The following is a 25,453-nucleotide window of genomic DNA, read 5'->3' on the forward strand; positions in this document are numbered from 1 at the left end:
CCCCCGGGGGGGTTGTTGTGGCGCCCCCCTTGGGCGGCCCCCTCCCCCCCCCGGGGGTTGGGGGGGTTTCCCCCCCATTTCCCATTCCAATTTGGGTTGCAATGGGGGGTGGGGGGGCGCTTGTCCAAACACAATTTCGATGCCTTTGAGATGGCCTCAAGGCCAGAGGAGGGTGCGACATGAGATCGTTCACACCTTCTCGCTCCTACTTGCTGATGGCGCCGGCGCTGGCCTGGCTCACCGCCTTGATGGTGGTGCCATGCGCGCTGGTGCTGGCGCTCGCCTTCTTCCGGCGCGGCATTTATGGCGGCATCGAATACAGCTTCACGCTGGAGAATTTCGGGCTGGTGCTCGACCCGCTCTATGCCGGCATCTTCCTCAATTCGGCGCGCATCGCCGGCACGGCAACGCTGATCGCGGTGGTGATCGGCTATGCCGCCGCCTATGCGATCGCGGCAGCACCGCGCCGGTGGCAGCCGGTGTTCCTGTTCTTCGCCGTCTTGCCTTTCTGGTCCAATTACCTGATCCGCACCTATGCATGGATCGTGCTGCTCAACCGCGAAGGCCTGATCACCCAGCTCTTGCGCTGGTTCGGCTATACCGGCGAGCCGCCGTCGATGCTCTATACCGAAGGCGCCGTCATCGCCGGTCTGGTCTACAATTACCTGCCTTTCGTCATCCTCGCCTGCTACGCGCCGCTGTCGCGGCTCAATCCGGAGCTGGCCGAGGCCTCGCGCGATCTCGGCGCTTCGGCCATGACCACATTTCGCCGGGTTATACTGCCGCTGACGGTGCCGGGCATCGCCGCCGGGGCGGTTTTCGTCTTCGTGCTGTCGATCGGCAATTTCGTCACGCCGGCACTGCTCGGCGGCGGCCGCTTCCAGATGATCGGCAATCTTGTCTACGACCAGTTCCTGACCGCCAATGACTGGCCGTTCGGCGCAGCGCTGGCGATGGCGCTGATCGCCATCATGCTTTTGGTGCTGACGGCGCAGGCCCTGGCTGCCGATCGCGCCGCGGGCCGTATCGCCGAAGCGAAAGGAGGCGCCGATGACTGAGCGCTCGCCCGCCACACGGCGTACGCTCTGGCTCGTGCTGACGCTCGTCTTCGCCTTCCTCTACATTCCGATCGCCGTACTGGTGGCGCTGTCGTTCAACCAAGGCGGGCTGCCGACCGTCTGGTCGGGCTTTTCGCTGAAATGGTATGCCTCGCTCGCCGGAAACGCCGCGATCCTTTCCGCCGCCCTCAACACGCTGATCGTGGCGCTGGTCTCGACAGCCATCGCCACGCTGCTCGGCACCTTGCTGGCCATCGGCGTCGAAATGCGCCGGCAGTACGGAAGCGGCCTCGAGGCGCTGATCTTTGCGCCGATGATCATTCCCGACATCGTGCTGGCGGTGGCGCTGCTCAGCTTCTTTTCTATGCTCGATTTCACGCTCGGCCTGCACACCATCATCCTCGCCCATGTCGTCTTCAACCTCGCCTTCGTCTGCTCGGTGGTGCGCGCGCGGCTAAAAAGCTTCGACTGGTCGATCGTCGAGGCCTCCGCCGATCTCGGCGCTTCCGCGCTCACCACCTTCAGGCGGGTGACATTGCCGGTCATCCTGCCTGCGGTCGTCGCCGGCGCGCTGCTCGCCTTCACCCTTTCGGTCGACGAGTTCATCATCGCCTTCTTCACCGCCGGCGCCGGCCGCGCCTCGACTACGCTGCCGATGCAGATCTATTCGATGATCCGCTTCGGCATCACGCCGGAGATCAATGCACTGGCGACCATCGTCATGGCGGTCTCAATCACCGCGCTAACCCTGTCGCAGCGGCTCAACCGCGGAGTCATCGGCCAATGAGCGAGCCCCGCACGCTGCTGGCGATCGACAAGGTGTCGAAGAACTTCGGCCGGGTGACGGCCGTCGACGGCATCTCGCTCGATATCCGCGAGAACGAGTTCTTCGCTCTGCTTGGACCTTCCGGCTGCGGCAAGACCACGCTGCTGCGCATGCTGGCCGGTTTCGAGACGCCCAATGAGGGGCGCATCCTGCTCGACGGCCGCGACATCGCCAAAACCCCGCCCAACAGGCGGCCGGTCAACCTGATGTTCCAGTCCTACGCGCTGTTTCCGCATATGAGCGTCCGGGCCAATGTTTCCTACGGCCTTGAAATGGAGCGCTTGCCGGCAAACGAAATCCGCTCCCGCGTCGACGCCATCCTGGCGACGACCGAGCTTGTCGCCTTCGCCGACCGCAAGCCGGAGCAATTGTCGGGCGGCCAGAAGCAGCGCGTCGCGCTTGCCCGGGCGCTGGTCAAGCGGCCGCGGCTGCTGCTGCTCGACGAGCCGCTCGGTGCGCTCGACAAGAAATTGCGCGGCGCCATGCAACTGGAGCTGAAGCGGCTGCAGCACGAAGTCGGCATCACCTTCGTCATCGTCACCCATGACCAGGAGGAATCGCTCGTTATGGCCGACCGCATGGCGGTGCTGAGGGACGGCAAGCTGCTGCAATGCGACACGCCGCATGCGGTCTACGAACATCCGGCCGACCGTTTCGTCGCCGACTTCATTGGCGTCATGAATTTCGTGCCGGGCAAAGCCGCCAACGATGGTGTGCTGGCAGCCAATGGTGCGCGGATATCAGGCATGGTTCCCGAAATACTTTCGCCCGGCGCTGCGGCGGTCGCTTCGGTGCGGCCCGAGCGCATCCGGCTGTTCCCGCCGCCAGAGACGGCCAACCGTGTTGCCGGCATCGTCGAGGCGCTCGCCTATCACGGGCTCGACCTGCAGCTGCATGTCCGCACCGCTCTGTCACAAAAACCGTTCCTGGTGCGCGTCACCGCCGACGCCGCCGACCGCCGCCCGGTCGCGTCGGGCGATGCGGTCGAACTCGGCTGGGATGCCGCCGACGTCAGAATTTTCGCAGATTGATTGAAGGAGAACTTTCATGGCGCAGAAGACCATCGCGTTTTTTCCGGAAGCGGCCTACGGCCCGGCGCTCAACTCCGTCGGCATCGCCCAGGCGGTCGAGGCGCGCGGCCACAGAGCGGTGTTCCTGTCGGACCCCGGCTTCGTCGACGTCTACAAGGGCTACGGCTTCGAGGCGCATCCGGTGAACCTGTCCGAGCCGATGCCGCCCGAGCAGATGGCCAAGTTCTGGGAAGACTTCATCAACCGCCACATCCCGAATTTTCGCAAATCGCCCTACGACCAGGTCGACAATTACGTGAAGGACTGCTGGACGGCGATCGTCGACAGCGCCAAATGGGCTGAGAAGGATCTGCCCGGCGTGCTTGCGACGATCAAGCCCGACGTCATCTGCGTCGACAACGTCATCCTGTTCCCGGCGATCAAGCAGTATGGCAAGCCATGGGTGCGCGTCATCTCCTGCTCGGAAAACGAGATCGAGGACGAGGACATCCCTCCGCATCTGTCCGGCTGCGGCGAGAACGACCACGCCTGCCATCAGCGCTACCGCGACCATTTCAACGCGGCAATCAAGCCGATCCATGACGACTTCAATACGTTTTTGAAAGCCAACAACGAAGCGCCGTATCCGATCGGCCAATTCTTCGAGGCCTCGCCTTACCTCAACCTGCTGCTTTATCCCGAGGCGGCAAAGTTCAAGCGCCGCCATCCGCTCGACCCGGCAAAATTCCAGTATCTGGAAGGCTGCGTGCGGCAGGAGAAGCCCTACACCGTGCCGACCTTTGCTGAGAATAATGACGGGCCGCTGCTCTACGTCTCGTTCGGCAGCCTTGGCGCCGGCGATGTCGATCTCTTGAAGCGCATCATCGCGACGCTGGCCGAGACTCGCTACCGGGCGCTGGTCAATGTCGGCGGCTACAAGGACCAATACGCGCAAGTGCCCGGCAATGTCATCGTCGAGAGCTGGTTTCCGCAGCCCTCGGTGATCCCGCAGGTCGACGCGGTTATCCACCATGGCGGCAACAACTCGTTCACCGAGTGTCTCTACTTCGGCAAGCCGGCGATCATCATGCCCTATGTCTGGGATGGCCACGACAACGCGACGCGGGTCGAGGAAACCGGCCACGGCTTCGGCATGCCGCGCTACGACTGGAGCGACGCCGAGCTAATCGCCAAGATCGAAACCTGCCTGACCGACCCGGCAATCAAGGTCAAGCTGGCGAAGACGTCGGCCCAGATGCAATCGCAGAACGGCCCGGAGAAGGCGGCCGGGCTGCTGGAGGAGCTGCTGTGACCGGGCGGATGGGTATGGCGTTCCTTCGCGCCCCCCTCTGTCCTACCGGACATCTCCCCCACTTGGGGGGAGATTGGCCGTCATCACTGATTTCGCCAATCACAAATGTCGCAAGAAGAGTGCCGCCGCCAGAGCTGCCAATCTCCCCCCTCGTGGGGGAGATGCCCGGCAGGACAGAGGGGGGCGCCGTAGAGCGAGACGATCGCGAAGTCATGCATCGCGCCGGCGGAGCACCCACATGACCTCCTCTGTGCCACATCTCCACCAAGCCTCGACCCGCACCGACCTCGTCGACTGGGGCGCACAGCCCAATGCGCTGGAAGGTGCTTCGCACTCCACCGGCAGGCTCGTCCACAAGGGGCCGAACAACCAGCCGGAATCCGGCATCTGGGTCTGCACGCCCGGCCGCTGGCGGCTGGCGATCCCGCGCGACGAACTGTGCCATTTCGTTGCCGGCCGCACGACCTACCGATCGGACAACGGCGAGGTGATAGAAGTCTCCGCTGCCACGGTAGTCATGTTCCCGGCCGGCTGGACCGGCGAATGCACCGTCCACGAGACCATCCGCAACATTTACATGCTGGCCTGAAGCCAGCCACTGGAGCTTCACGACATGCCGACACCGATCATGAAATCGCCGCTTGCCCTCACCGACCTCGTCGACTGGGGCGTCATCCCCACGATGATCGAGGGCGAATCCCGTACCTCCGGCAAATTGCTGCACAAGGGGCCGGAAGGCCGCTCCGAATGCGGGCTGTGGGTCTGCACCCCAGGCAAATGGCACTGCCACGTCACCCGCGACGAATTCTGCCATTTCCTAGAGGGCCGCTGCACCTATGTCCACGAATCCGGCGAGGTGATCGAGATCGAACCCGACACCGCGGCGTTCTTTCCGCAGGACTGGAAGGGCGTCTGCACCGTCCACGAGACCATCAAGAAGGTCTACATGATCCGCTGAGCGACTTGAAAGGACGACCATGGACTTCTCACCTGACCGGCCGGCCTTCTTCGTCAATCCGGATTATCGGCCGATGACCGGCGCGGCAAAACCGGTGATCGATCCGGCGACACTGGAAACCGTCGGCGCCATCGCGACTGCAACCGACGGCGAGATCGACGCCGTGCTCACCGCTGCGGCCAGGGCGCAAGCTGCCTGGAAAAAGCTCGACGCCAAGAGCCGCGCCAGGCATCTGCATGCAGTCGCCAACGCGATCGAGGCGGCCGACTTCACCTGCTGCGCCGAGCTGATGGTGCGCGAGATGGGCAAGCCCTATCCGGAAGCAATCGGCGAGATCGCCAATTGCGCGCCGATCTTCCGCTACTACGCCGAAATGGCGCGTGACGATGCCGGCAAGATCGCCGGCACGACGCAGGCGGGTTCGTTCCAGTATGCGCGCTACGAGCCCTACGGCACGTCTGTGCACATCATGCCCTACAATTTCCCGATCCTGTTGATGTGCTGGACAGTTGCCGCCTCGCTTGCCGCCGGCAATGCCTGCGTCATCAAGCCGGCCGAAGCGACGACACTGTCGACGCTGGATTACATGACCGTGTTCCGCTCACTGCCGGAGGGCCTGGTTTCCTGCCTGCCCGGCGCGGCGGCCACGGCGCAGGCTTTGATCGCCTCCGATCGCACCCATGCGGTTGCCTTCACCGGTTCGGTCGCCGCCGGCAAGGCTGTCGCCGTCGCTTGCGCCGAGCGCATGAAGCCATGCGTCATCGAGGCCGGCGGCAGCGATCCGCTGATCATCAGCCGACACGCCCCGCTCGACGTGGCGGCCGCCGGCAGCGTCACCGCCGCGTTCCATCTCACCGGCCAGGTCTGCACCTCGGCCGAACGGTTTTTCGTCGTCGATGCCGTTCATGACCGCTTTGTCGAGCTGTTTGCGCAGAAGACACGGGCGCTGCGCATCGGCAACGGCCTCGACAAGACCGAGATCGGGCCGCTGGTCAGCGAGGCGGCGCGGGCGAAAGTCATGCGGCTGGTCGACGATGCCGTGCGCAATGGTGCCAAGGCGATCACCGGCGGGCGTATTCCGCCGGCGCACAATGTCGGCTGGTTCTACGAGCCGACGATCCTGACCGGCGTCACCCCCGACATGGCGATCGTGCGGGAAGAATGTTTCGGGCCAGTCGCCGCGATCTGCCGGGTCAAGGATTTCGACGAGGCGATAGAACTTGCCAATGACAGCCCGTTCGGGCTCGGCGCCTCGGTGTTCACCACTGATCTTGCCGAGGCGCATGAGGCTGCGGAGCGGCTTGAGGCCGGCATGGTCTGGGTCAACAATCCGCTGATCGACAACGACGCGCTACCGTTCGGTGGCTGGAAGGCGTCGGGCCTTGGCCGCGAACTGGGACGCCAGGGGCTCGATGCCTTCCGCCGTTCGAAGATGGTGATCATCGACCACAAACCGGCGATCCAGGGCTGGTGGTATCCCTATCCCGACAGCTGGTTCCGCGAATCCGGCGGCCGCAAGCACGTATGAGATGACACAGGGTCAGCGCCGCCAAGCGCCGCCGCTTGCTAGCGCAGCGCTTTCTGCCCGCCAGCGGCAGTGATGACGCCGACGATGATCAGCCCGGTCAGCAACAGACGGACGCCGGCGCTGACGCCGAACGTGTTGAGCATGGTCAAAAGCAGCACCAGGAACAGGGCCGCGCCCCATACACCCGGCACATTGGCCTTGCCGCCGGCTACCGACGTGCCGCCGATGACGACGACGGCGATCGAGGCCAGCAGGTACTCATTGCCGATATCGACATTGGCGCCGCGGAAATAGCCGGCGAGCAGCGCCCCGTCGAGGCCGCCGAGCGCGCCCGACAGCGTGTAGGTAAGAAAGCGGATGCGGCCGACATTGACGCCGGCCAGCCACGCCGCGCGGATGTTCTGGCCGATCGCCAGCACCGAACGGCCATAGATCATGCGCTGCAGCGCGAACGCAGCGCCGATGGAGAACAGCACGGTGAGGATCGCCAGCACCGGAATGCCAAGAATCTGCCAGTTGGTGAAACTGGCAAAGCCCGGCGGCGGCTTGATCTGCAAGCCGCGGCCATAGCTGATGTCGATCGACTGGATGATGAAGCTCGCCGACAGTGTGGCGATGATCGGTGGAATGCGCAGCGCCCAGATCAACAGATAATTGGCGGCGCCGATCGCCATGCCGCAGGCCAGCGCCGCCAGCAGCCCGACCGCGATCATTGAATCATTGCCGTCCATCACCTTCATGGCGACGGCGCTGGCGAGGCCGATATTGGCGGGCAGCGACAGGTCGACATTGCCGGGACCGAGCGTGATCACGAACATCTGGCCGACACCGACGATGACGGTGAAGACGGCGAGCGAAAGTGCCGCCGTGATCATGCCGCCGCCGCCATATCCGCCGGTGAAGGTGACCGTCGCCAGCCACACCAGCAGCGCGCCGATGAAGGACCAGATCCAGGGTTTGGCGAGCAGCAATCGCAACGATGCCATCCCCTCACCTCTCTTTGCGGCTGATCAGCACCCGGGCCGCCAGCACGATGATGAGGATGGCGCCGTTTGCGGCCACCTGCCAATCGGGCGGGATGTGCATGAAGGTCAGCAGCGGCGAGGCGGCGAGCGCCAGCGTCAGCGCGCCGATCACCGCGCCGATCGGCGATACCCGGCCGCCGACGAATTCGCCGCCACCGAGGATGACGCCGGCGATCGACAGCAGCGTGTAGCCATTGCCGATATTGGCATCGGCCGAGGTGGTGATGCCAATCAGGGCCATGCCGGATAAAACGCCGAACAGGCCGGTCAATGCGAACAGCACGACCTTGGTCTTGAGCAGCGACCAGCCGGCACGGCTGAGGGCCGCGGCATTGCCACCGGAGCCGCGCAGGATCACGCCATACGAGGTGCGCATCAGCCCGAAGTGGACGACCGCCGCGATCAGCAGCGCCGCAATGATCGGGAACGGGACGAAGGGCGGCTTGAAGGCCATGAGCGACAGCAGCCAGTCCGGCGCCTTGCCGCCGGGCTTCGGCAGGATGAGGATGGCCAGACCCTGCCAGACAAAACTCATGCCGAGCGTCACCACGATTGAAGGCAGGTTGCGCAGATGGATCAGCGCGCCGAGCAGCGCATAGGTGCCGATCGACCCGAGAAGGATCAAGACACCGACCAGCGGCGCCTCCTTCAGCCATGTCGCCGTGACGCAGCCGACGAAACCGACGAAGGTGCCGATCGACAGGTCCAACTCGTTGCCGGCAATGACGAACATCTGCGCGATCGTCGCCAATGCGATCGGGATCGCCAGGTTGAGCATCAGGCTGAAGCCGAAATAGCTGATGGCGCGCGGGTTGAGCCAGGCGATCGCCAGCAGCACCAGCACCAGCGACATCGCAGGCAGCAGCCCGCGCAGCAGGCGCGCCCGCGCCAGCGCGCTTCGCTCGGAAGAACTCTTGGGACCGCTCTCGACGGGTGCTGCCGTCATCTCAAGCCGCATCGCCGAACGAGGACTGGATGATCTTTTCCTCGGTCAGCTCGTCGCGACCAAGCTTGGCGACGATCCGGCCGTTCTTGAAGACATAGACGTGGTGGCAATTGTCGAGCTCTTCGGTTTCCGTGGTGTACCAGAGGAAGGTACGGCCGCGGCCAGCCTCTTCGCGCACAAGGTCGTAGACCTCGAGCTTGGTGCCGATGTCGACGCCGCGCATCGGGTCGTCCATCAGCACGATCTTGGCGTCGGAACCGAGCGCCCGGGCAAACAGGGCCTTCTGCTGGTTGCCGCCGGACAGCGAGAAGATGTTGTTGTTCATGTCGGGGGTGCGGATGCCGATTTTCTTTTGCCAGAAGTCGGCGAGCTCGGCTTCGCGCCGCGGCGAGATCAGCAGGCCGTTGCGCAATCGCGCCAGCGAGCGGATGCCGATGTTTTGCGCAATCGACCATTGCGGAAAGATCCCGTCAGACTGGCGGTCGCCGGCCACCAGCGCCACCGGCGCGGTGACCTCGATGCCGGTTTTGGTGCGCGCCGCGGCTGCGAAAATCGCCAGCAGCAGATCGGTTTGGCCATGACCGGCAAGCCCGGCAAGGCCGATGATCTCGCCGGCATGCGCCACAAGTTCGTTGCCGTCCTGTTGCCGCGCTGGGCGGGCCCGGACCCGCAACGGGCCGGTCTCCGGCTTTTGGGTCGCGATTTCGGCCGCGATCTTCTCACGCGCTGCCGCTCCGCCCATGGTCGTCACCAGCCTGCCGCGATCGAAAGCCTTAGCCGCATCCGACGCGACGACCTTGCCGTCGCGCATCACCACGATGCGGTCGGCATTCCCGAGCACCTCGCCCAGAACATGCGAGATCAGAATGCAGCTCTTGCCCCCGGCGACAAAGCGCCGGACGAAACCCAGCAACTGGCCGGCCGTGTGCGCGTCGAGCGAGGATGTCGGCTCGTCGAGGATGACCAATTCGAGCGGATCCTGCGTCACCGTGAAGGCGCGCGCCACCTCGACCATCTGCCGCCTGCCGATGGAAAGGTCGCTGGCGATATCGGCGGCGGAGATGCTGTGGCCCGGAAATATCTCGTCGAGCTTGGCGGCGATCAGATCGGCCGCCTTGCGCCGCCAGCCGAGGCCGCGCAGCGCCGGGTGGTTGATTCGGGTGTTCTCGGCAACGCTGAGGTTTGGGCACAGCGACAGTTCCTGGAATACGCAGCGTATGCCGAGTTGTTGGGCGCGCGGCACCGAATAATTGTCCTCGATGCCGCCACGCACCGCGATCCGACCGCTGTCGGGCACGAGCGTGCCCGCCACCATATGCATGAGCGTCGACTTGCCCGCGCCATTGTGGCCGACGAGACCGACGCATTCGCCGGCGCCGACGTGGAAATCCACCCCGGCGAGCGCCCGGACGGCGCCGAAATGTTTTTCGGCTCCGTCCAGCCTGATGATGTCGACAGTGGCGGCGCCGAAATGTTTTTCGGCTCCGTCCAGTCTGATGATGTCTACACCGGCCTCGGGCATCCCTAGCGAAATCCGGAAGACGACGCGCGCGGCATTGGATGTGCCACGCTCACTTGATGTTGGCTTTGATCGCCGCGATGGCGTCTTCCTGCGTGTATTCGTGGCTGGCGACGCCGCCCTTGGGGATGTTCGGCAGCTCGGCCTCGAAATTATCCTGGGTGAAGGCGAGGTATGGCACCAACAGGTCATGCGGCACATCGGTGCGGCCGTCGAGCACCTGCTGCGCCACCCAGAAGGCCAGCGACGACACGCCCGGCGCAATCGACGCCGACCAGGTCTGGTAGCCATCCTTGTCCTTCTGTTCCTTCCACCACTGCAATTCGTCCTGGCGGTTGCCCATGATGATGGTCGGGCGCGGTTTGCCGGCGGCGGCGAAGGCTTGTGCCGCGCCATAGCCGTCGCCGCCCTGATCGACGACGCCGACGATTTCCGGCAGCGACGGCAGGATCGTCGCGACCGCCTTCTGCGCTGTGGTCTGGTCCCAGTCGCCGGTCACCGAACCGACGATCTTGAACTCGGGATGGGCGGCGACGCCCTCCAGAATCCCGGCGTGGATGGCGTCGTCGATCGACGTGCCGGCAAGGCCGCGGATTTCCAGCAGATTGCCGCCCTCGGGATGGAACTTGGCCATCTGCTCGACTTCCTGCCTGCCCATGTCCTTGAAGTCGACGACGACGCGGTAGGCGCAGGGCTCGGTGACGATGCCGTCGAAGGAGACGACGACGATGCCGGCATCGCAGGCCTGCTTGACGGCGCCGTTGAGCGCGTCCGGCGAGGCGGCGTTGATGACGATGGCGTCATAGCCTTGCAGGATCAGGTTCTGAACCTGGGCAGCCTGGGTCGGCACTTCCTTGTCGGCCGTCGTAAAGATGTCCGCGGCGGCGACCACCCCGTCGGCGACCGCCTTCTTGGTGACGATGGCATAGCTGTCGAGCATCGCCTGCCGCCACGAATTGCCGGCATAATTGTTGGAAAAGGCGATCTTCTTGTCGCTGGTGTCGGCAAACGCGGCGCCTGATGCGAGCATCGCCGCAAGGGCACTCAAGACGAGTATCTTCTTCATCTGTTATCCTCCCATGGATTGCTGGTCGTTGTTGGCTGCTGGCGGCTGTTATGACGACCCTCGTTTCAATATTGTCAGACAAATTTAGATGGGCGCACTTGTCAACAGCGATCGATGACGGTTTGACGATCAACTTGCGGTGCAATGATTGAAAAGGCTTCGGCTCCTGGTCTAGGGATGGGGCAGGAGACCAAATCAAGATGGCAGCGACGCCGACTGATGCGCTGGGCCCACCCGGAATTCCGGCGCGCTGGACGTCGAGCACCAAGAGCGGCGTCGGAACCGCGCTTTCGCCGGCCTGCCCTGTCTGGTTCACGATCAGCCACGGCATCCTCAACGAGGTCTATTATCCCCGCCTCGACAGCGCCTGCACCCGAGACATGGGACTGGTCGTCACCGGCCCCGGCTTCTATTTCTCGGAAGAAAAGCGCGATGCCGTGCACAGCCTCGAGCCGTTCGAGGACGGCGTGCCCGCCTACAGGCTGGTCAACACCGCCGCCACCTACTGGATCGAGAAGCGTATCGTTACGGACCCGGAACATCCTGTTTTGCTTCAGGAAATCAGCTTCACGCCGCTGAGAGGCACACACGCCGATCACCGCGTCTACGCGCTGCTGGCGCCACATCTGGTCAACGCCGGCATGGCCAACACCGCCTGGGTCGGCGACCACGAGGGAAGGCCTGTCCTGTTTGCATCGGGACGTGGCGTTTGCCTGGCGCTCGCCTCGTCGCTGCCCTGGGGAGCATGCTCGGCCGGCTATGTCGGTGTCTCCGACGGCTGGCAGCAACTCCGTCGTGACGGCCGGCTCGACCCGGCTTGCCGCAGGGCCGAGGACGGCAATGTCGCGCTGACCGGCGAGATCGGCTTTTCGGCTGCGAACCCGACGGCGTTGCTGGCGCTGGGTTTCGGAACGACGCCGCAAGAGGCGGCGGAAAATGCCTCGGCCAGCCTGAAGCGAGGCTTTGCGCCCGCGGCCAAATCCTTTATCGAAAAATGGCGCAAATGGCAGGCTGGCTTGCTGCCGCTGGACCGGCGTGGTGCGGGGATCAACACCTATCGTGTCAGCACGGCAGTTCTGGCAACGCATCGCTCATCCACCGGAGCGGCCGTCGCCAGCCTGTCGATCCCGTGGGGCTTCAGCAAGGGCGACGACGATATCGGCGGCTATCATCTGGTCTGGCCGCGCGACCTGGTCGAAACCGCGGGCGGTTTCCTCGCCGCCGGCGATCCGGCGCAAGCGCTTGAGATCCTCGCCTATCTCCGCTCGATCCAGCAGCCGGATGGGCATTGGCCGCAGAACGCCTGGCTCGACGGATCAGCCTATTGGCCGGGCATCCAGATGGACGAATGCGCGTTTCCGCTGCTGCTCGCAGACGCGCTGCGCCGGGCTGGGCATCTGGCAGACGCCGCGTTGCGCTCCTTCATGCCGATGGTCGAGCGCGCCGCTTCCTACGTCGTGCGCAACGGTCCGGTCACCGGCGAAGACCGCTGGGAAGAGGATGCCGGCTACAGCCCGTTCACGCTGGCCGTCGAGATCGCAGCCCTGCTGGCCGCGGCCGACCTGTTCGAAACTTGCGGCAAAGCAGAGCCGGCAAATTATCTGCGGGAAACCGCCGATGTCTGGAACGACCAGATCGAGCGCTGGACCTATGTCACCGGCACTCCACTCGGCGAAGAGGTCGGCGTCGAGGGCTATTACGTCCGCATCGCGCCGCCCGACACCGCCGGCGCGGCGTCGCCGAAGGACGGCTATGTGCCGATCAAGAACCGGCCGCCGGGCGATAGCGACCGGCCGGCCGAGGCGATCGTCAGCCCGGATGCGCTGGCGCTCGTCCGCTTCGGCCTCAGGGCCGCCGACGATCCGCGCATCGTCGACACGGTCAGGGTCATCGATGCGCGGCTGCGCTGCGACCTGCCGCAGGGGCCCGTCTGGTATCGCTATACCAGCGACGGCTATGGCGAGCACGCCGACGGCGCGCCCTTCGACGGGTCCGGCCAGGGCCGGCCCTGGCCGCTGCTGGTCGGCGAGCGCGCCCATTACGAACTGGCAGCGGGCCGCAAGGACAAGGCAGCGAGCCTGTTAAAGACCCTGGAGGATTCGGCCGGGTTTGGCGGCCTGCTGCCGGAGCAGGTCTGGGATGGTCCCGACATCGCCGAACACGAACTGCGGCACGGCGGACCATCGGGCAGCGCCATGCCTCTAGTCTGGGCGCATTCGGAGCATATCAAGCTGCTGCGCTCGCTCAAAGACGGCGCCGTCTTCGACATGCCGCCGCAAGGCGTGAAGCGCTACATCGAGGACAGGACCGTGGCGCCGCGCCGGACATGGCGCTTCAATCACAAGCTCCGCGCCATGCCCGCCGGCAAGCTGCTGCGCGTCGAACTGCTGGCCCGGGCGGTGGTCCATTGGAGCAACGACGATTGGGCAACCATCCATGACGCGGCGACGATCGAGAACGCCTTCGGCATCCATCTCATGGACCTGCCCGTTGCCGATCTCCCGCCGGGCAATATGATCGTCTTTACTTTTTTCTGGCCCGATGCCGGCCGTTGGGAGAATGTCGACTTTTCCGTCGGTATCGACAAGCCGGACTAGAGCATGATCCCGAACCGAAGGTCCGCGTTAGCGAAAAGTGGAAACCGGTTTTCGGAAAAGATCATGCCCCAACAATAGAGCCAGTAGATCTTCTATCCCTCAAGAAGCAGGACGAAAAACATGCAGATCGGAATGATGGGACTGGGCAGGATGGGCGCCAACATGGTGCGGCGCCTGCTGCGCGATGGCCATGAATGCGTGGTCTACGACATCAACCCGGCCAGCGTTGAAGCCCTTGTGTCGGCTGGCGCGATCGGAGCCGCTTCGATGGAGGATTTCGTCGGCAAGCTGACCAAGCCGCGCAGCGCCTGGCTGATGCTGCCGGCGGCGATCACCAGCCGGATCGTCGATCAGGTGGCCGACCTGATGGAGCCGGGCGACATCATCGTCGACGGCGGCAATTCCTATTATCACGAGGCTGTCGACCATGCCGCGCGCCTGGCATTGAAAGGCTTGAACTATGTCGATGTCGGCACCAGCGGCGGCGTCTGGGGCCTCGAGCGCGGCTATTGCCTGATGATCGGCGGCCCCGACAGCGCGGTCCAGCATCTCGACCCGGTCTTCGCCACCCTGGCTCCAGGCGCCGATGCCGGGGTGCCCGCCCCCGGCAAGGATGCCGGAACCGCCCCGTTCGGCTATCTCCACTGCGGACCGAGCGGCGCCGGCCATTTCGTCAAGATGGTCCACAACGGCATCGAATACGGCGTCATGGCCGCCTATGCCGAGGGCATGAACATCCTGAAGTCGGCGAATGCCGGCAAGCGACAGCGGACGGCCGACGCCGAAACCAGTCCATTGGAAAACCCGCAATATTACCAGTTCGACATCGATACCGCCGAGGTAGCCGAGGTCTGGCGGCATGGCAGCGTCATCGGCTCCTGGCTGCTCGACCTCACGGCGGGCGTATTGAAGGCCGATTCGGGGCTGACGCAGTTCGGCGGACGGGTTTCGGATTCCGGCGAAGGCCGCTGGACGCTGAAGGCGGCGATCGACACCGGCGTGCCGGCGCCGGTTCTGTCCTCGGCCCTGTTCGACCGGTTCGCCTCGCAAGGCGAATCCGAATTCGCCGACAAGCTGCTGTCCGCCATGCGCTATGCCTTTGGCGGCCATGTCGAAAAGCCGAAGACCGGCTCGTGACGGGGAAGACACGCTCATGAACCAGGAACGGTCCGACACGCTGGTGCTTTTCGGGGCGACCGGCGACCTCGCCCACAAAAAAATCTTCCCGGCACTTTACGCCATGGTCGCCAAGGGAACGCTCACCGAACCGGTGATCGGCGTCGCTTTCGACGCCTGGGACCTGAAGCAGTTGCAGGCGCGGGCCCACGACGGCATCGTCAAGGCCATCGGCAAGGTCGACGAGAAGATATTCGCAAAACTTGCCTCGCTGCTTCGCTATGTCAGCGGCGACTACCGCAGCGCCGCGACATTCGAGAAGCTGAAAAGCGCGCTCGGGACCGCGCAGCACCCGCTGCACTATCTGGCGGTGCCGCCGACCATGTTCGAGACGGTCATCCAGGGCCTGGAACAGTCGGGCGCAGCCCAGGGCGCGCGCCTGATGGTGGAAAAGCCGTTCGGTCACGATCTGCAATCGGCGCGCTGGCTGAACCGGGTCCTTCACCTGGTGTTCGACGAGCAGTCGATCTTTCGCATCGACCATTATCTCGGCAAGGAGGCGATCCAGAACCTGCTCTATTTCCGCTTCGCCAATTCCTTTCTCGAGCCGATCTGGAACCGCAATTTCGTCGAGAGCGTGCAGATCACCATGGCCGAGGATTTCGGCGTCGAAGGCCGCGGCCGCTTCTACGACGAGGTCGGCTGCATCCGCGACGTCATCGAGAACCATCTGCTCAACATCCTGCTGCTGCTGGCCATGGAGCCGCCCGTTGGCCGCTCGGCCGACGATCTGATCGACGAGAAGGTGCAGGTGCTGCGGGCGATCCGGACCCTGACCAGTGACGATGTCGTGCGCGGCCAGTTCAAAGGCTATCTCAGCGAGCCGGGCATCGCGTCGAATTCGCCGGTCGAGACCTTCGCGGCGGTGCGTTTCTTCGTCGACACCTGGCGCTGGCGGGACGTGCCCTTCTTCATCCGCGCCGGCAAATGCATGCCGGTGCACGCCACCGAGGTCATCGTGCGGCTGAAGCGGCCGCCACTCGACGTCTTCGACCCGATCAAACCCGGAGATGCGAATCACGTCCGTTTCCGCATCGACCCGCAGGTGGCGATCTCGATCGGCGCCCAGCGCAAGGCCGCTGGTGACGACATGATCGGCGAGCAGGTCGAACTCACCGCGCTCGACGACAGCAAGGGCGACATGCCGCCCTATGAGCGGCTGATCGGCGACGCCATGAACGGCAATGGCCAGTTGTTCACCCGCCAGGACGCCAGCGAGCTTGCCTGGCGGATCGTCGGCCCGGTGCTCGGCGATACCACGCCGCCACACCTCTATGAGCCGGGAGCATGGGGTCCGGCCGATGCGATGGCCGGGTTCGGACCGCCGAACGGCTGGATCAACCCGGCGAAATGAACTCGGAGGCGACGCAATGGCCAAGGCGGCGAAAAAGCAAGCACCGGACAGCGAAAAGATCGTGCTTGCGATCGATATCGGCGGCTCCCATGTCAAGATCCTCACCAGCGCCGGCGGCGAGGAGCGCAGAGCCGATTCCGGACCCGGCCTGACGCCGGAGCAGATGATCGCCGTCGTGCAGACGCTCGCCGATGGCTTGCCCTACGATGTCGTCTCGATCGGTTATCCCGGCCCGGTGCACCACAACAGGCCACTGGCCGACCCCGCCAATCTCGGCAAGGGTTGGGTCGGATTTGACTTCGCAACGCAGTTCGGCAAGCCGGTGAAGCTGGTCAACGACGCGCTGATGCAGGCCGTCGGCAGCTATGAAGGCGGGCGCATGCTGTTCCTGGGTCTCGGAACCGGACTCGGTGCTGCGATGATCCTCGACAACGTCGCCCAGCCGATGGAACTCGCGCATCTTCCCTACAAGAAGGGCAGCAGCTTCGAGGACTATGTCGGCGAACGCGGCCTTGAAAAGCGCGGCAAGAAGAAATGGCGCAAACACGTCTTCGACGTCGTCGAGCGGCTGCGCGCCGCCCTTCAGCCTGACTATGTGGTCATCGGCGGCGGCAATGTCGACAAACTCGACGAATTGCCTGCCGGTTGCAGGCGTGGCGACAACACACGCGCCTTCGACGGGGGATTTCGACTGTGGCGCGACAAATCCCTGATTGTCTGATATTATAGCGGTTCGGGCCCAAACCTGTTGATCTGGCCCGGCCGTTAGTATTGTTATTCAAAATAATGTGTAGCGTGGTGCGGCGTCATTGCGTTATGCAGATTTGCCGACTAGGAATTCTGCGACCCCACTAACGGAGAAAATAGATTGACCGACGACAGCAACAAAGCCCGCAAGGACATCGACCTTCTCGAGCTGACCGCTCACATCGTGTCCGCTTACGTCGAGAAGAACCGCTTGCCCGCTTCCGGCCTCGGCGATCTCATCGCCAGCGTCAGCGCGTCGATAGGTGGGCTCGGCCAGCCCGCCGTTCCGGTCGCAGCACCGCTGATCCCGGCGGTCAATCCCAAGAAATCGGTGACGCCGGATTACATCATCTGCCTCGAAGACGGCAAGAAGTTCAAATCGCTGAAGCGCCATATCGGCGTTCATTTCGGACTGACGCCGGATGCCTACCGAGCCAAATGGGGCTTGCCGGCTGACTATCCGATGGTCGCCCCGACCTATGCGGCCTCGCGCTCACAGTTGGCGAAGGCGATCGGCCTTGGCCGCAAGGCCGCCCCGCCGGCGCCGGTCAAGAAGACCAGGAAGCCCAAGGCCACGGTCTGACGCGCTCGAAGTCGCCTTTGACGCTCGAGATTGGCGAAAGCCGTCGCGACGTCCAATCTCCCCCCTTGGGGGGAGATGTCCGGCAGGACAAGAGGGGGCGCGGGGAGAACTCGACCTGCGCCCCTAATAACCCTTCCACCTCCGCCGAGCTGTGCAATTAGCATGGTAGCCGGAAATCCTTGATCCAGAGCCGATTTTTGCGCGCGCCTCGCACCGAACTGCGCTAAAAGCGCGGTGGTCGGACCAGCGCCCTCGTGGAAGTGCCCCGCCGGCCGACTTCCTTGCCACGGGGCCTGATTCATGACACCCGAACCTCACGCACCGCCCGACCGGCGCTATGCCGCCTTCCGGCACAAACGCTTCCTGAGCTATTGGGCGGCACGCTTCCTCGCCACATTCGCCACCCAGATCGTATCCGTCGCCGTCGGCTGGCAGGTCTACGACCTGACCCGCGATCCGTTCGATCTCGGCCTTGTCGGCATTGTCCAGTTCCTGCCTTCGCTGCTGCTGGTGCTGATCACCGGGGTGGTCGCTGACCGTTTCGGCCGCCGCCTGATCATGGCGCTGATGGTGCTGCTGGAGGCGATCTGCGCGCTGGCCCTGCTGCTGCTGACGCTGCGCGGACTTAGCGGACCGGGATTGATCTTCGGCGTGCTCGCCATGTTCGGCATCGCGCGCGCCTTCTTCGGACCGGCAGCGGCGTCGCTGTTCGCCAACCTCGTGCCGCCGGAGGATTTCGGCAACGCGATCGCCTGGAATTCGTCCGCCTGGCAGACGGCGACCATCGTCGGACCGGTCGCCGGCGGCCTGCTCTACGGGCTCTCGGCGCAAGCGGCATACGGCACCGCTGCCGTTCTGATGTTTGTCGCTGCGGTGCTGGTCTTCACCATCCCAAAGCCTGCCCAGCGCAGCGAGACCGACAGGCCGACGATGCAGACCCTGTTTGCCGGCTTCGGCTATATCTGGAGCGAGAAGATCGTGCTCGGCGCCATTTCGCTCGATTTGTTCGCCGTGCTTTTGTCCGGCGCCACGGCGCTGCTGCCGGTCTATGCGCGCGACATCCTCGAACTCGGCCCTTGGGGCCTGGGACTGTTGCGTTCGGCGCCGGGCATCGGCGCCATCTGCGTTGCCATCTGGCTGGCCGGACATCCGATCCGCAACCATGCCGGCGTGGTCATGCTCGGCTTCGTCGCGCTGTTCGGCGCCTTCACGGTGCTGTTCGGCCTTTCCACCATCACCTGGCTGTCGATCGCAGCGCTCGCCTTGCTCGGCGCCGCCGACATGTTCAGCGTCTACATCAGAGAGACGCTGATCCAGCTGTGGACGCCGGACAAGGTTCGCGGCCGCGTCAACGCCGTCAATCAGGTTTTCGTCGGCGCCTCCAACGAACTCGGCGAATTCCGCGCCGGCACCATGGCGGCATTGATCGGCACCGTGCCCGCGGTGGTGATCGGCGGCGTCGGCGCAGTCGTTGTCGCCGGGCTGTGGGCGGTGCTGTTCCCGCAGTTGCGCAAGGTGCGCCACCTCAACGGGCGAAACTGATCCCAGGGCACTCTGATCCGGGCAAACTAGACCAGATCAGGACAGCGCCGGCTTGCCGAAGATCGTCTGCAGGAATTCGCCGAGCCAGCGCTTGAGATGCATGTCCCAGATCAGCCGGCCGCCGAGATGATCGCGACCGGGCTGCGCGCCGGGCAACTCGAAGCGATGCGCGCCGCGAACGACCCAGCGCTGCATCATCGCCCTTGTCAATTCGCCATGGAACTGGATGCCCCAGGCATTGTCGCCATAGCGAAAGGCCTGGTTGGGATAGGTTTCGGCCGTCGCCAGCAGCGTCGCGTCCTTCGGCAGCGAAAAGCCCTCGCGGTGAAACTGATAGACCATCTCAGGCCAGCGCATCAGCTTCTTGCCGTCCTCGGTCGCTGTCAGCGGATACCAGCCGATCTCGACCAGCCCCTCGCCATGACCCTCGACCTTGCCGCCAAGATGGTTGACCAGCATCTGCGCGCCGAGGCAGATGCCGAGCAACGGCCGGTTCTCCCGGAGCGGCACTTTTAGCCAGTCGGTCTCACGGCGGACGAAATCGTCCTCGTCATTGGCGCTCATCGGTCCGCCGAACACCACGGTTCCGGCATGACCGTCCAGTGTTTCCGGCAAAGCGTCGCCGAGCGGCGGGCGGCGGAGATCAAGGTCGAAGCCTTCTTCGATAAGCATGTGGCCGACGCGCCCGGGGCTCGAACTCTCCTGATGCAGCACGATCAGGATTTTTGGTCTCGGCCTCGGCGTGGATGGCATGGGGAAATCCCGTCTATTCGTCGCTCGATGTTCCAGCCGCGCCCGGCACTTCGGCGGCCGCCTTGCGGCGTGCCTCGACGCGGTCGTGGCGTTCGACATCCATCAGCTCGGCGACGCGCCAGACGATATTGTCCTCGAGCTCGTGCAATTCGCCATCGGCATAGACGATTTCCCACATCAGGCCGATGAAGGCTTTTCGCGCGTCCGGATCGAGCTGACGCTTCAAAACGCTGGTGAAGGCGTAGAGGTCGATCGCCTCATTGTCGGCCCGCTCGCCGGCAGCGGCAAGCGCGTCGAGCTCGTCGCCGCTGATCGAATAGCTTTCCGCCAGCACCGCCTTGAACCGCTCCCATTCGGCATCCTGACGCACGCCGTCGGCACTCATCACATGGTAGAGAAGGGCGGATGCGGCAACGCGCGGATCATCGGCGTTGTTGCGGGCGCGGCCGTCTGCCGGCAGGTCCTTCAGAAACGACAGAACGCGTTCGAACATGTGATTCCTGCTTCCCATCCGCCAAAACTTTCAAGCTCAGACAAACTTTTCAAGCTCAGCCAAATCAAAACAATCGAAACTTGCGTGGTGATTTTTGCTCTTCGTCGTCCGGATCGACGCCGGGATCGTCGGGCAGCCGGGCCATTTCCTCCGCCGGTTCGGCAGCGTCGCCATCCGGCGGCACTGCGGCAGACGCCGTGGCGGTGACCGGCGCAACATCGTCTTCGTCAGTTTCCGATGCCGCCACAGCGGTCGGTCTTTCGGCCGAACCAGCGGGGTTCAGCTCGATCACATTTTCCTTTTCCGGCTTCGTTGGCGCTGCAATTGTCGGCACCGCGGCGTCCGGCGCATCCTCGTCACTGTCGATGAGTTGGCCGAGCCGCTCCATCGGCGCACGCCACTCGAAGGCGTCGAGCTTGCCGGTGATCGGCGACACCGGCGCCCAGCGTTCGGAAACGACGCCGTCGGCGACCCAGGCCGGATCGCGCGGCGCACGCACTGCCTTGGACAAAAGCTGCCGCACCTTGCCCTGATCGCCGGTCTCTGCCTCCTCGATGTCGGCCAGAAGCAGATAGGCGCCTTCGCGGCGATCCATGCGGATAGCCGCCTCGGCCTCTTTGCGGGCGGTTGAAAAGTCCTGCGCGTCGAGCGCGGCGCGCGCCACCGCCAGCGACGATTCGGCGTGGTTCTTCTTCATCTCCTGCAGCTTCTTCGCCCGGTTCAGCCGGTCGAGCACGGCATCGCCTGGCCGGGCGTGGGTGTAAAGCTCGGCGATCTCTGGATGCGGCTCGGCTTTCCACGCCGTTTCGAGGATCTTCGCGCCCTTGCGCACATCATTCTGTCTGAACAGCAGTTTGGCTGCGATCCCCGCCGCCGGCGCGAAATCCGGCCGCAGCCGGTTGGCCTCCAGAGCAGCGGTTTTGGCGGCATTGGGATCGCTGTCGATCAGCGCCTGCGCCTTGGCGGTGAGCAGCACGGCGCGACGCCGGTTGGCGGTATCGCGCTCGATCTGCCGCGTCGATTTCTGCGCCTCGACCAGTTTCAGCGCGCCGTCCCAGTCGCCGCGCCCGGTCAGGTCTTCCAGCGTCGATTCGGCGGCCCAGGCTAACTGCGGCGCCATCGCCGCGGCGCGGCCGGCGTAGTGCCGCGCCGCGTTGCGGTCGCCGAGGCGTTCGGCCTCGAGATAAAGCCCGCGCAGGCCGAGCAGCCGCATTTCGGGATCGTCGAGCATGGTCTCGAACTTTTCGCGGGCACCCTCATGGTCGCCTTCGAGCAGCGAGGCTTGCGCCTCCAGCAATTGGATCAGCGGCTCCTGATCGGAGCGGATCAGCTTTGCCGCTTCCTTGGTCTTCTTGCGGGCGAGCGCCCCGTCACCGGCGCCGGCGGCAATCATGCCGGTCGACAGCGCCTGATAGCCACGATCGCGACGGCGCACGCGGAAATAGCGCGAGATGGTGTAGGGGCTGTTCCACAGCGCCTTGAGCAGCCACCAGACGATCATCACCGCGGCAACCACGGCAACGACCGCCACCGCTGCCACCATCAGGCTGACCTGGTATTGATAGCCGCTGAAGGTGACGACCATCTCGCCTGGCCGGTCGGCCAGCCAGGCGAAACCCAGCCCGAGCGCGAAAACCACGGCGAGGAAAAGCAGAATGCGAATCATCGGGTTTCCCTCACGCCTTCATCGCACTGGCGATCAGCGCGTCGACCTGCTTCTCGACCTCGATTCGCGCCTTCAGTTTGCCGGCAAAATCGGCGCCGGCCGCCTTCACCGCCTCGGGCAGCATATCGTATTCGCTGAGCGCCTTGGCGTAATCGCCCTGATCGACCGCCACCTCCATGCGAGCGACGATTTCCGGAGCGCCAGCGCCTTCGACTGCACCGATCGGCCTGACCTTGACCAGCGATTGCGCGCTCGACAGCAGGTTTTGCAGGAAGCCGGCATTCTGGTCGACGGGCTCGGAGGCAGCGACCATGGCATTGGCGGCGGCAGGCATTTCGGTTGCGATCTCCGCCCGGGTCGGAACGCCCGTTTCGGCGTAGGGACGCAAGGCTGCGATCTCTGGAGCATCCGGCGAAATCGCCGCAAAGGTTTCGAGTTCGGCGGCGAATGGCGCACCACGGTCGAGTGCTGCCTTCAGCGCCGATGCGGCGATGGCGAGCGCAGCCTTGGGCTGCCCGGCCTGTGCCTCGACCTTGCCGGAAAGCTGAGACACCGACTGTTCCAGCGCTGCAAGCCGGCCGTCCTGTGCCTTCGCCGTCTCGCCGGCGGATTTCACCGCCGCGTCGAGCCCGGCCAGCTTTTCATTGAGCGGTCCGAGATCGACCGGCGCCGTGTTGCTGGTCTGGCCAAGCGCCGCAACCGCCGTCTCGATCTGCCTGACCTTGTCGCCGAGGGCTGCAAGCCCGGCTGTGTCGCCTGCTCCGCCCTGCTCGATCGCCGATTTCAGCGCCGCGACATCCGTCTTGACCTGATCCAGCGCTGACGACAGCCCGTCCACCTTGGCCGAGGCGTCATTGTTGCCGGCTGTATCCTTGAGCCCGGCAATCTCGCTCTTCAGCGCAGCGATTTCGCTGTTGACGCCATCGAGCGACACGCCGCTCGAGGATAAATCGCCAACCCCTGGCGCGCCGAGCAGGCCGGCAAACTGCAGCCCTCCGGCGGCAGCCAGCGCGATGACGCCGCCGATAATGCCGGCAGCGATGCCGTTGATGCCGCCACGCTTCGGCTGCGCTGCCATATCTTCAGTCCCTGTCTGGGTTTCCTTCGGCGCGTCTGCGGCGCCCGCCTTGGCCGAAGCGTCCTTGGCCGATGCGTCGTCGAAACTGTAGTCGAAGGCCCGCTTCGCCGATGCCTCCGAGCCGGCCGGATAAGTCGGTTTGGGCCCTTCAGGAGTTTTGGCATCGCCCTCTGCCGGCTGTTCCGAGCCGGCCGGTGGGGCCGCTTCGGCATGTTCCCACGGCTCGATGTCGGTCTGGTCGGCATGGACGGGTTCTTCAGGCGCTTCCGGCTGCGACGCGCTTGCCGCCTCCTCCGCCTTCGCCTCGTCAGTCCGCCCGTTGGCGGCATCCTCGTCGGCAACGCGCGAGACAGCGCCGGGCTCGAGCTCGATGGTCACCGGCTCGCGACGGCTTTTCGAATGCCGCATCTTCGGCGTCTTGACCATGCTTGGGCTCCGCAAATTTCGCTTCGGGATGGTTCAGGAAGGGTCTAGCACATCACCAAGCGGTGAAAAGGGGCGGCGTGATGACACGGGGTCAAGGCGACGTCCGCAAAAGCTCCAGCAGCGCCTCCTCGCTGGGCTCCGGCGCAACGCGGAGCTGTTCTGAGGCAACCGTCTCCAAGGCTGCGGCGATACGTCCGGACAGCGCAAAAAAACATGTCTTTTTAAAAAGCTCACGCAGCGCCGGCCGCCCAGCCAGTGCCTGCAGCGCTGTGGCGGCCTTGGCCGAAAAGAGCAGCACCGCCTCGACCGGCCGGCCGGACAAGCGCGCAAGAACGGCCTCGTCGGAATAATCCAGCGCGACAGTGTCATAGGTCTCGACGGCGCGAACCTGAACGCCTGCCGACTGCAGCCGCTGCTCGAAACCCGAATAACGCACCCGCCCGCACAAATAGACGATGGGATGTCCGGCGCAATCGCCGGCAAGCGCATCCGCCAGCGCCTCGGCATCGCCCGGCCCTTCGCTGACCGACAGAAACCCGGCCGCACGGGCGGCCTGCGCTGTCCGTCTGCCGACGGCATGGCAAGGCAAACCGGCGAGCGCCGTGCTGATTTCTTTCGGCGCATGGCGCACGGCATTGGCGCTGGTGACGGCAACGGCCGCGGCATTGGCTGCGACCCTGTCCGGATCAACCGGCAGCGCCACCGTTTCGGTCAGCGGCAGCAGGATCGGCTTAAAACCCAGGTCTTCAAGCCGCTGTGCCGTGCGCGAGGCGCCCGGCTCCGGCCTCGTCACCAGGACGGGACGCATGTCAGGCCCAGCCGTCGAAGAATTTTTCGCCGGCCTTGGCCCGCACGGTCCTGGCAGCTTCGTCGCCGATGCGCGCGGCATCCTGCGCCGGGCCTTCCGCCTTGACCTCATGCGATTGCACGCCGTCCGGCGAGATGATCAGCCCGCCGAAGAACACCGTTTCGGCCGATATCGTCGCATGGCCGGCAATCGGCGTGCGGCAGGAACCGTCGAGCGCCGCCAGGAAAGCGCGTTCGCAGGCCAGCGCCTGCCCGGTCGGCACGTCGTGGACTGCCGTCAGCATTCTTTCCACATCGAGATCGCCGATGCGGCTTTCGATGCAGATCGCGCCTTGCCCCGGCGCCGGCGGAAAGCTGTCGAGCGGCATCAGGTCGGTGATGACATCTTCGAGTCCGAGCCGCTTCAGCCCGGCATAGGCAAGGATGGTGCCGTCGGCGACGCCCTCGTCGAGCTTGCGCAGCCGCGTCTGCACATTGCCGCGGAACATCACCACGTCGAGATCCGGCCGCATCCGCCGGATCAGCGCCTGGCGCCGGAGCGACGACGAACCGACCTTCGCGCCGTGCGGCAATCCGGCGATCGTTTTGGCCGCCTTGCCGACGAAGGCGTCGCGGGCATCCTCGCGCGGCAGGAAGGCAGACAGTTCCAGCCCGTCGGGCAACACCGTCGGCATGTCCTTCGACGAATGCACGGCGATGTCGATGCGGCGCGCCAGCAGCGCCTCCTCGATTTCCTTGGTGAACAGCCCCTTGCCGCCGGCTTCCGACAGCGGCCGGTCCTGGATGCGATCGCCGCTGGTCGAGATGACGACCACCTCGAATGCCTCAACCGGCATACGGTGAGCGGCCATCAGCCGCGCCTGCGTTTCATGCGCCTGCGCCAGCGCCAGCGGGCTGCCGCGTGTTCCGATTTTCAAGGTTGTTTGCATGGCGCGCTGTCCGTGATAACCCCCGGCAGATTGAGGCCGTTTCCGGGCTTTCTC

At 64.7% G+C, this 25,453-nt stretch carries 23 protein-coding genes; 13 read left to right on the forward strand and 10 right to left on the reverse strand.

Translation table 11 applies throughout. The features are described 5' to 3' along the window. The first annotated feature begins 215 nt into the window (after positions 1 to 215). The 7 genes from AC0L2C_RS18245 to AC0L2C_RS18275 all read left to right on the forward strand — a co-directional run bounded on the left by AC0L2C_RS18245 (position 216) and on the right by AC0L2C_RS18275 (position 6,692). Positions 216 to 1,058, forward strand: a complete 843-nt coding sequence (locus tag AC0L2C_RS18245; RefSeq protein WP_036269997.1) for an ABC transporter permease — start codon at positions 216 to 218, stop codon at positions 1,056 to 1,058. Then, positions 1,051 to 1,845 carry an ABC transporter permease gene (locus AC0L2C_RS18250; RefSeq protein WP_128168656.1) on the forward strand — a complete coding sequence of 265 codons (795 nt, stop codon included), beginning with the start codon at positions 1,051 to 1,053 and terminating at the stop codon, positions 1,843 to 1,845. Before AC0L2C_RS18245 ends, AC0L2C_RS18250 begins: the two co-directional genes overlap by 8 nt. Then, a complete protein-coding gene (locus AC0L2C_RS18255; protein ID WP_023800535.1) occupies positions 1,842 to 2,915 on the forward strand; it encodes an ABC transporter ATP-binding protein in 1,074 nt (357 codons plus the stop codon). Before AC0L2C_RS18250 ends, AC0L2C_RS18255 begins: the two co-directional genes overlap by 4 nt. Positions 2,916 to 2,931: 16 nt before the next feature. Next, the gene (locus AC0L2C_RS18260; protein ID WP_473524059.1) at positions 2,932 to 4,206 is read left to right on the forward strand and encodes a glycosyltransferase; all 1,275 of its coding nucleotides are present in this window, start codon (positions 2,932 to 2,934) and stop codon (positions 4,204 to 4,206) included. Between the two features lie 238 nt (positions 4,207 to 4,444). Further along, positions 4,445 to 4,795, forward strand: coding sequence for a cupin domain-containing protein (locus tag AC0L2C_RS18265; RefSeq protein ID WP_473524060.1), 351 nt, complete (start codon positions 4,445 to 4,447; stop codon positions 4,793 to 4,795). A 24-nt stretch (positions 4,796 to 4,819) separates the two neighbouring features. Beyond that, positions 4,820 to 5,164, forward strand: a complete 345-nt coding sequence (locus AC0L2C_RS18270; RefSeq protein WP_023800538.1) for a cupin domain-containing protein — start codon at positions 4,820 to 4,822, stop codon at positions 5,162 to 5,164. Positions 5,165 to 5,183: 19 nt separating this feature from the next. Further along, positions 5,184 to 6,692, forward strand: a complete 1,509-nt coding sequence (locus tag AC0L2C_RS18275; RefSeq protein WP_473524061.1) for an aldehyde dehydrogenase family protein — start codon at positions 5,184 to 5,186, stop codon at positions 6,690 to 6,692. Positions 6,693 to 6,730: 38 nt separating this feature from the next. Here the strand turns inward: AC0L2C_RS18275 and AC0L2C_RS18280 are convergent, their stop codons facing one another. The 4 genes from AC0L2C_RS18280 to AC0L2C_RS18295 are packed head-to-tail and all read right to left on the reverse strand — an operon-like array spanning position 6,731 to position 11,248. Next, positions 6,731 to 7,678: an ABC transporter permease gene (locus tag AC0L2C_RS18280; RefSeq protein ID WP_023800540.1), complete on the reverse strand. Its 948-nt coding sequence runs from the start codon at positions 7,676 to 7,678 to the stop codon at positions 6,731 to 6,733. Between the two features lie 4 nt (positions 7,679 to 7,682). Then, positions 7,683 to 8,663 (reverse strand): ABC transporter permease, encoded by a 981-nt coding sequence (locus tag AC0L2C_RS18285; RefSeq protein ID WP_473524062.1) that lies wholly within the window; start codon positions 8,661 to 8,663, stop codon positions 7,683 to 7,685. 1 nt (position 8,664) lies between these two features. Continuing rightward, positions 8,665 to 10,185, reverse strand: a complete 1,521-nt coding sequence (locus AC0L2C_RS18290) for an ATP-binding cassette domain-containing protein (protein WP_473476047.1) — start codon at positions 10,183 to 10,185, stop codon at positions 8,665 to 8,667. Between the two features lie 49 nt (positions 10,186 to 10,234). Beyond that, positions 10,235 to 11,248: a substrate-binding domain-containing protein gene (locus AC0L2C_RS18295; RefSeq protein WP_091592281.1), complete on the reverse strand. Its 1,014-nt coding sequence runs from the start codon at positions 11,246 to 11,248 to the stop codon at positions 10,235 to 10,237. 200 nt (positions 11,249 to 11,448) lie between these two features. Here AC0L2C_RS18295 and AC0L2C_RS18300 point away from each other — a divergent pair, with 200 nt between their 5' ends. The 6 genes from AC0L2C_RS18300 (at position 11,449) to AC0L2C_RS18325 (ending at position 19,247) form a co-directional block, all read left to right on the forward strand. Then, positions 11,449 to 13,845: a glucan 1,4-alpha-glucosidase gene (locus tag AC0L2C_RS18300; RefSeq protein ID WP_473524063.1), complete on the forward strand. Its 2,397-nt coding sequence runs from the start codon at positions 11,449 to 11,451 to the stop codon at positions 13,843 to 13,845. Between the two features lie 120 nt (positions 13,846 to 13,965). Then, a complete protein-coding gene (gene gnd, locus AC0L2C_RS18305; RefSeq protein WP_287225025.1) occupies positions 13,966 to 14,982 on the forward strand; it encodes a phosphogluconate dehydrogenase (NAD(+)-dependent, decarboxylating) in 1,017 nt (338 codons plus the stop codon). Positions 14,983 to 14,998: 16 nt separating this feature from the next. Further along, the gene (zwf, locus tag AC0L2C_RS18310; RefSeq protein ID WP_287241309.1) at positions 14,999 to 16,375 is read left to right on the forward strand and encodes a glucose-6-phosphate dehydrogenase; all 1,377 of its coding nucleotides are present in this window, start codon (positions 14,999 to 15,001) and stop codon (positions 16,373 to 16,375) included. A gap of 16 nt (positions 16,376 to 16,391) precedes the next feature. Further along, positions 16,392 to 17,096 carry an ROK family protein gene (locus tag AC0L2C_RS18315; protein WP_287241310.1) on the forward strand — a complete coding sequence of 235 codons (705 nt, stop codon included), beginning with the start codon at positions 16,392 to 16,394 and terminating at the stop codon, positions 17,094 to 17,096. Between the two features lie 147 nt (positions 17,097 to 17,243). Continuing rightward, a complete protein-coding gene (locus AC0L2C_RS18320) occupies positions 17,244 to 17,705 on the forward strand; it encodes a Ros/MucR family transcriptional regulator (protein ID WP_023800548.1) in 462 nt (153 codons plus the stop codon). 300 nt (positions 17,706 to 18,005) lie between these two features. After that, on the forward strand, positions 18,006 to 19,247 hold the full coding sequence (locus tag AC0L2C_RS18325) for an MFS transporter (RefSeq protein WP_287241311.1): 1,242 nt from the start codon (positions 18,006 to 18,008) through the stop codon (positions 19,245 to 19,247). Between the two features lie 36 nt (positions 19,248 to 19,283). On the opposite strand, the gene AC0L2C_RS18330 is transcribed toward AC0L2C_RS18325, so the two are convergent. From AC0L2C_RS18330 to hemC, 6 genes are all read right to left on the reverse strand, one after another. Further along, positions 19,284 to 20,000 (reverse strand): glutamine amidotransferase, encoded by a 717-nt coding sequence (locus AC0L2C_RS18330; protein WP_287241312.1) that lies wholly within the window; start codon positions 19,998 to 20,000, stop codon positions 19,284 to 19,286. Positions 20,001 to 20,013: 13 nt separating this feature from the next. Beyond that, on the reverse strand, positions 20,014 to 20,493 hold the full coding sequence (locus tag AC0L2C_RS18335; protein WP_287343388.1) for a tellurite resistance TerB family protein: 480 nt from the start codon (positions 20,491 to 20,493) through the stop codon (positions 20,014 to 20,016). A gap of 64 nt (positions 20,494 to 20,557) precedes the next feature. Then, positions 20,558 to 22,159, reverse strand: coding sequence for a heme biosynthesis protein HemY (locus tag AC0L2C_RS18340; protein ID WP_287241315.1), 1,602 nt, complete (start codon positions 22,157 to 22,159; stop codon positions 20,558 to 20,560). Between the two features lie 10 nt (positions 22,160 to 22,169). Next, positions 22,170 to 23,663: a COG4223 family protein gene (locus AC0L2C_RS18345; protein ID WP_473524064.1), complete on the reverse strand. Its 1,494-nt coding sequence runs from the start codon at positions 23,661 to 23,663 to the stop codon at positions 22,170 to 22,172. Positions 23,664 to 23,754: 91 nt separating this feature from the next. Beyond that, entirely contained in the window at positions 23,755 to 24,471 is a 717-nt protein-coding gene (locus AC0L2C_RS18350; protein WP_287241317.1) for a uroporphyrinogen-III synthase, read from the reverse strand. A gap of 1 nt (position 24,472) precedes the next feature. After that, the gene (gene hemC / locus AC0L2C_RS18355) at positions 24,473 to 25,399 is read right to left on the reverse strand and encodes a hydroxymethylbilane synthase (protein WP_473476033.1); all 927 of its coding nucleotides are present in this window, start codon (positions 25,397 to 25,399) and stop codon (positions 24,473 to 24,475) included. Positions 25,400 to 25,453 lie beyond the last annotated feature (54 nt).

The organism is Mesorhizobium sp. WSM4845, from assembly GCF_055811455.1.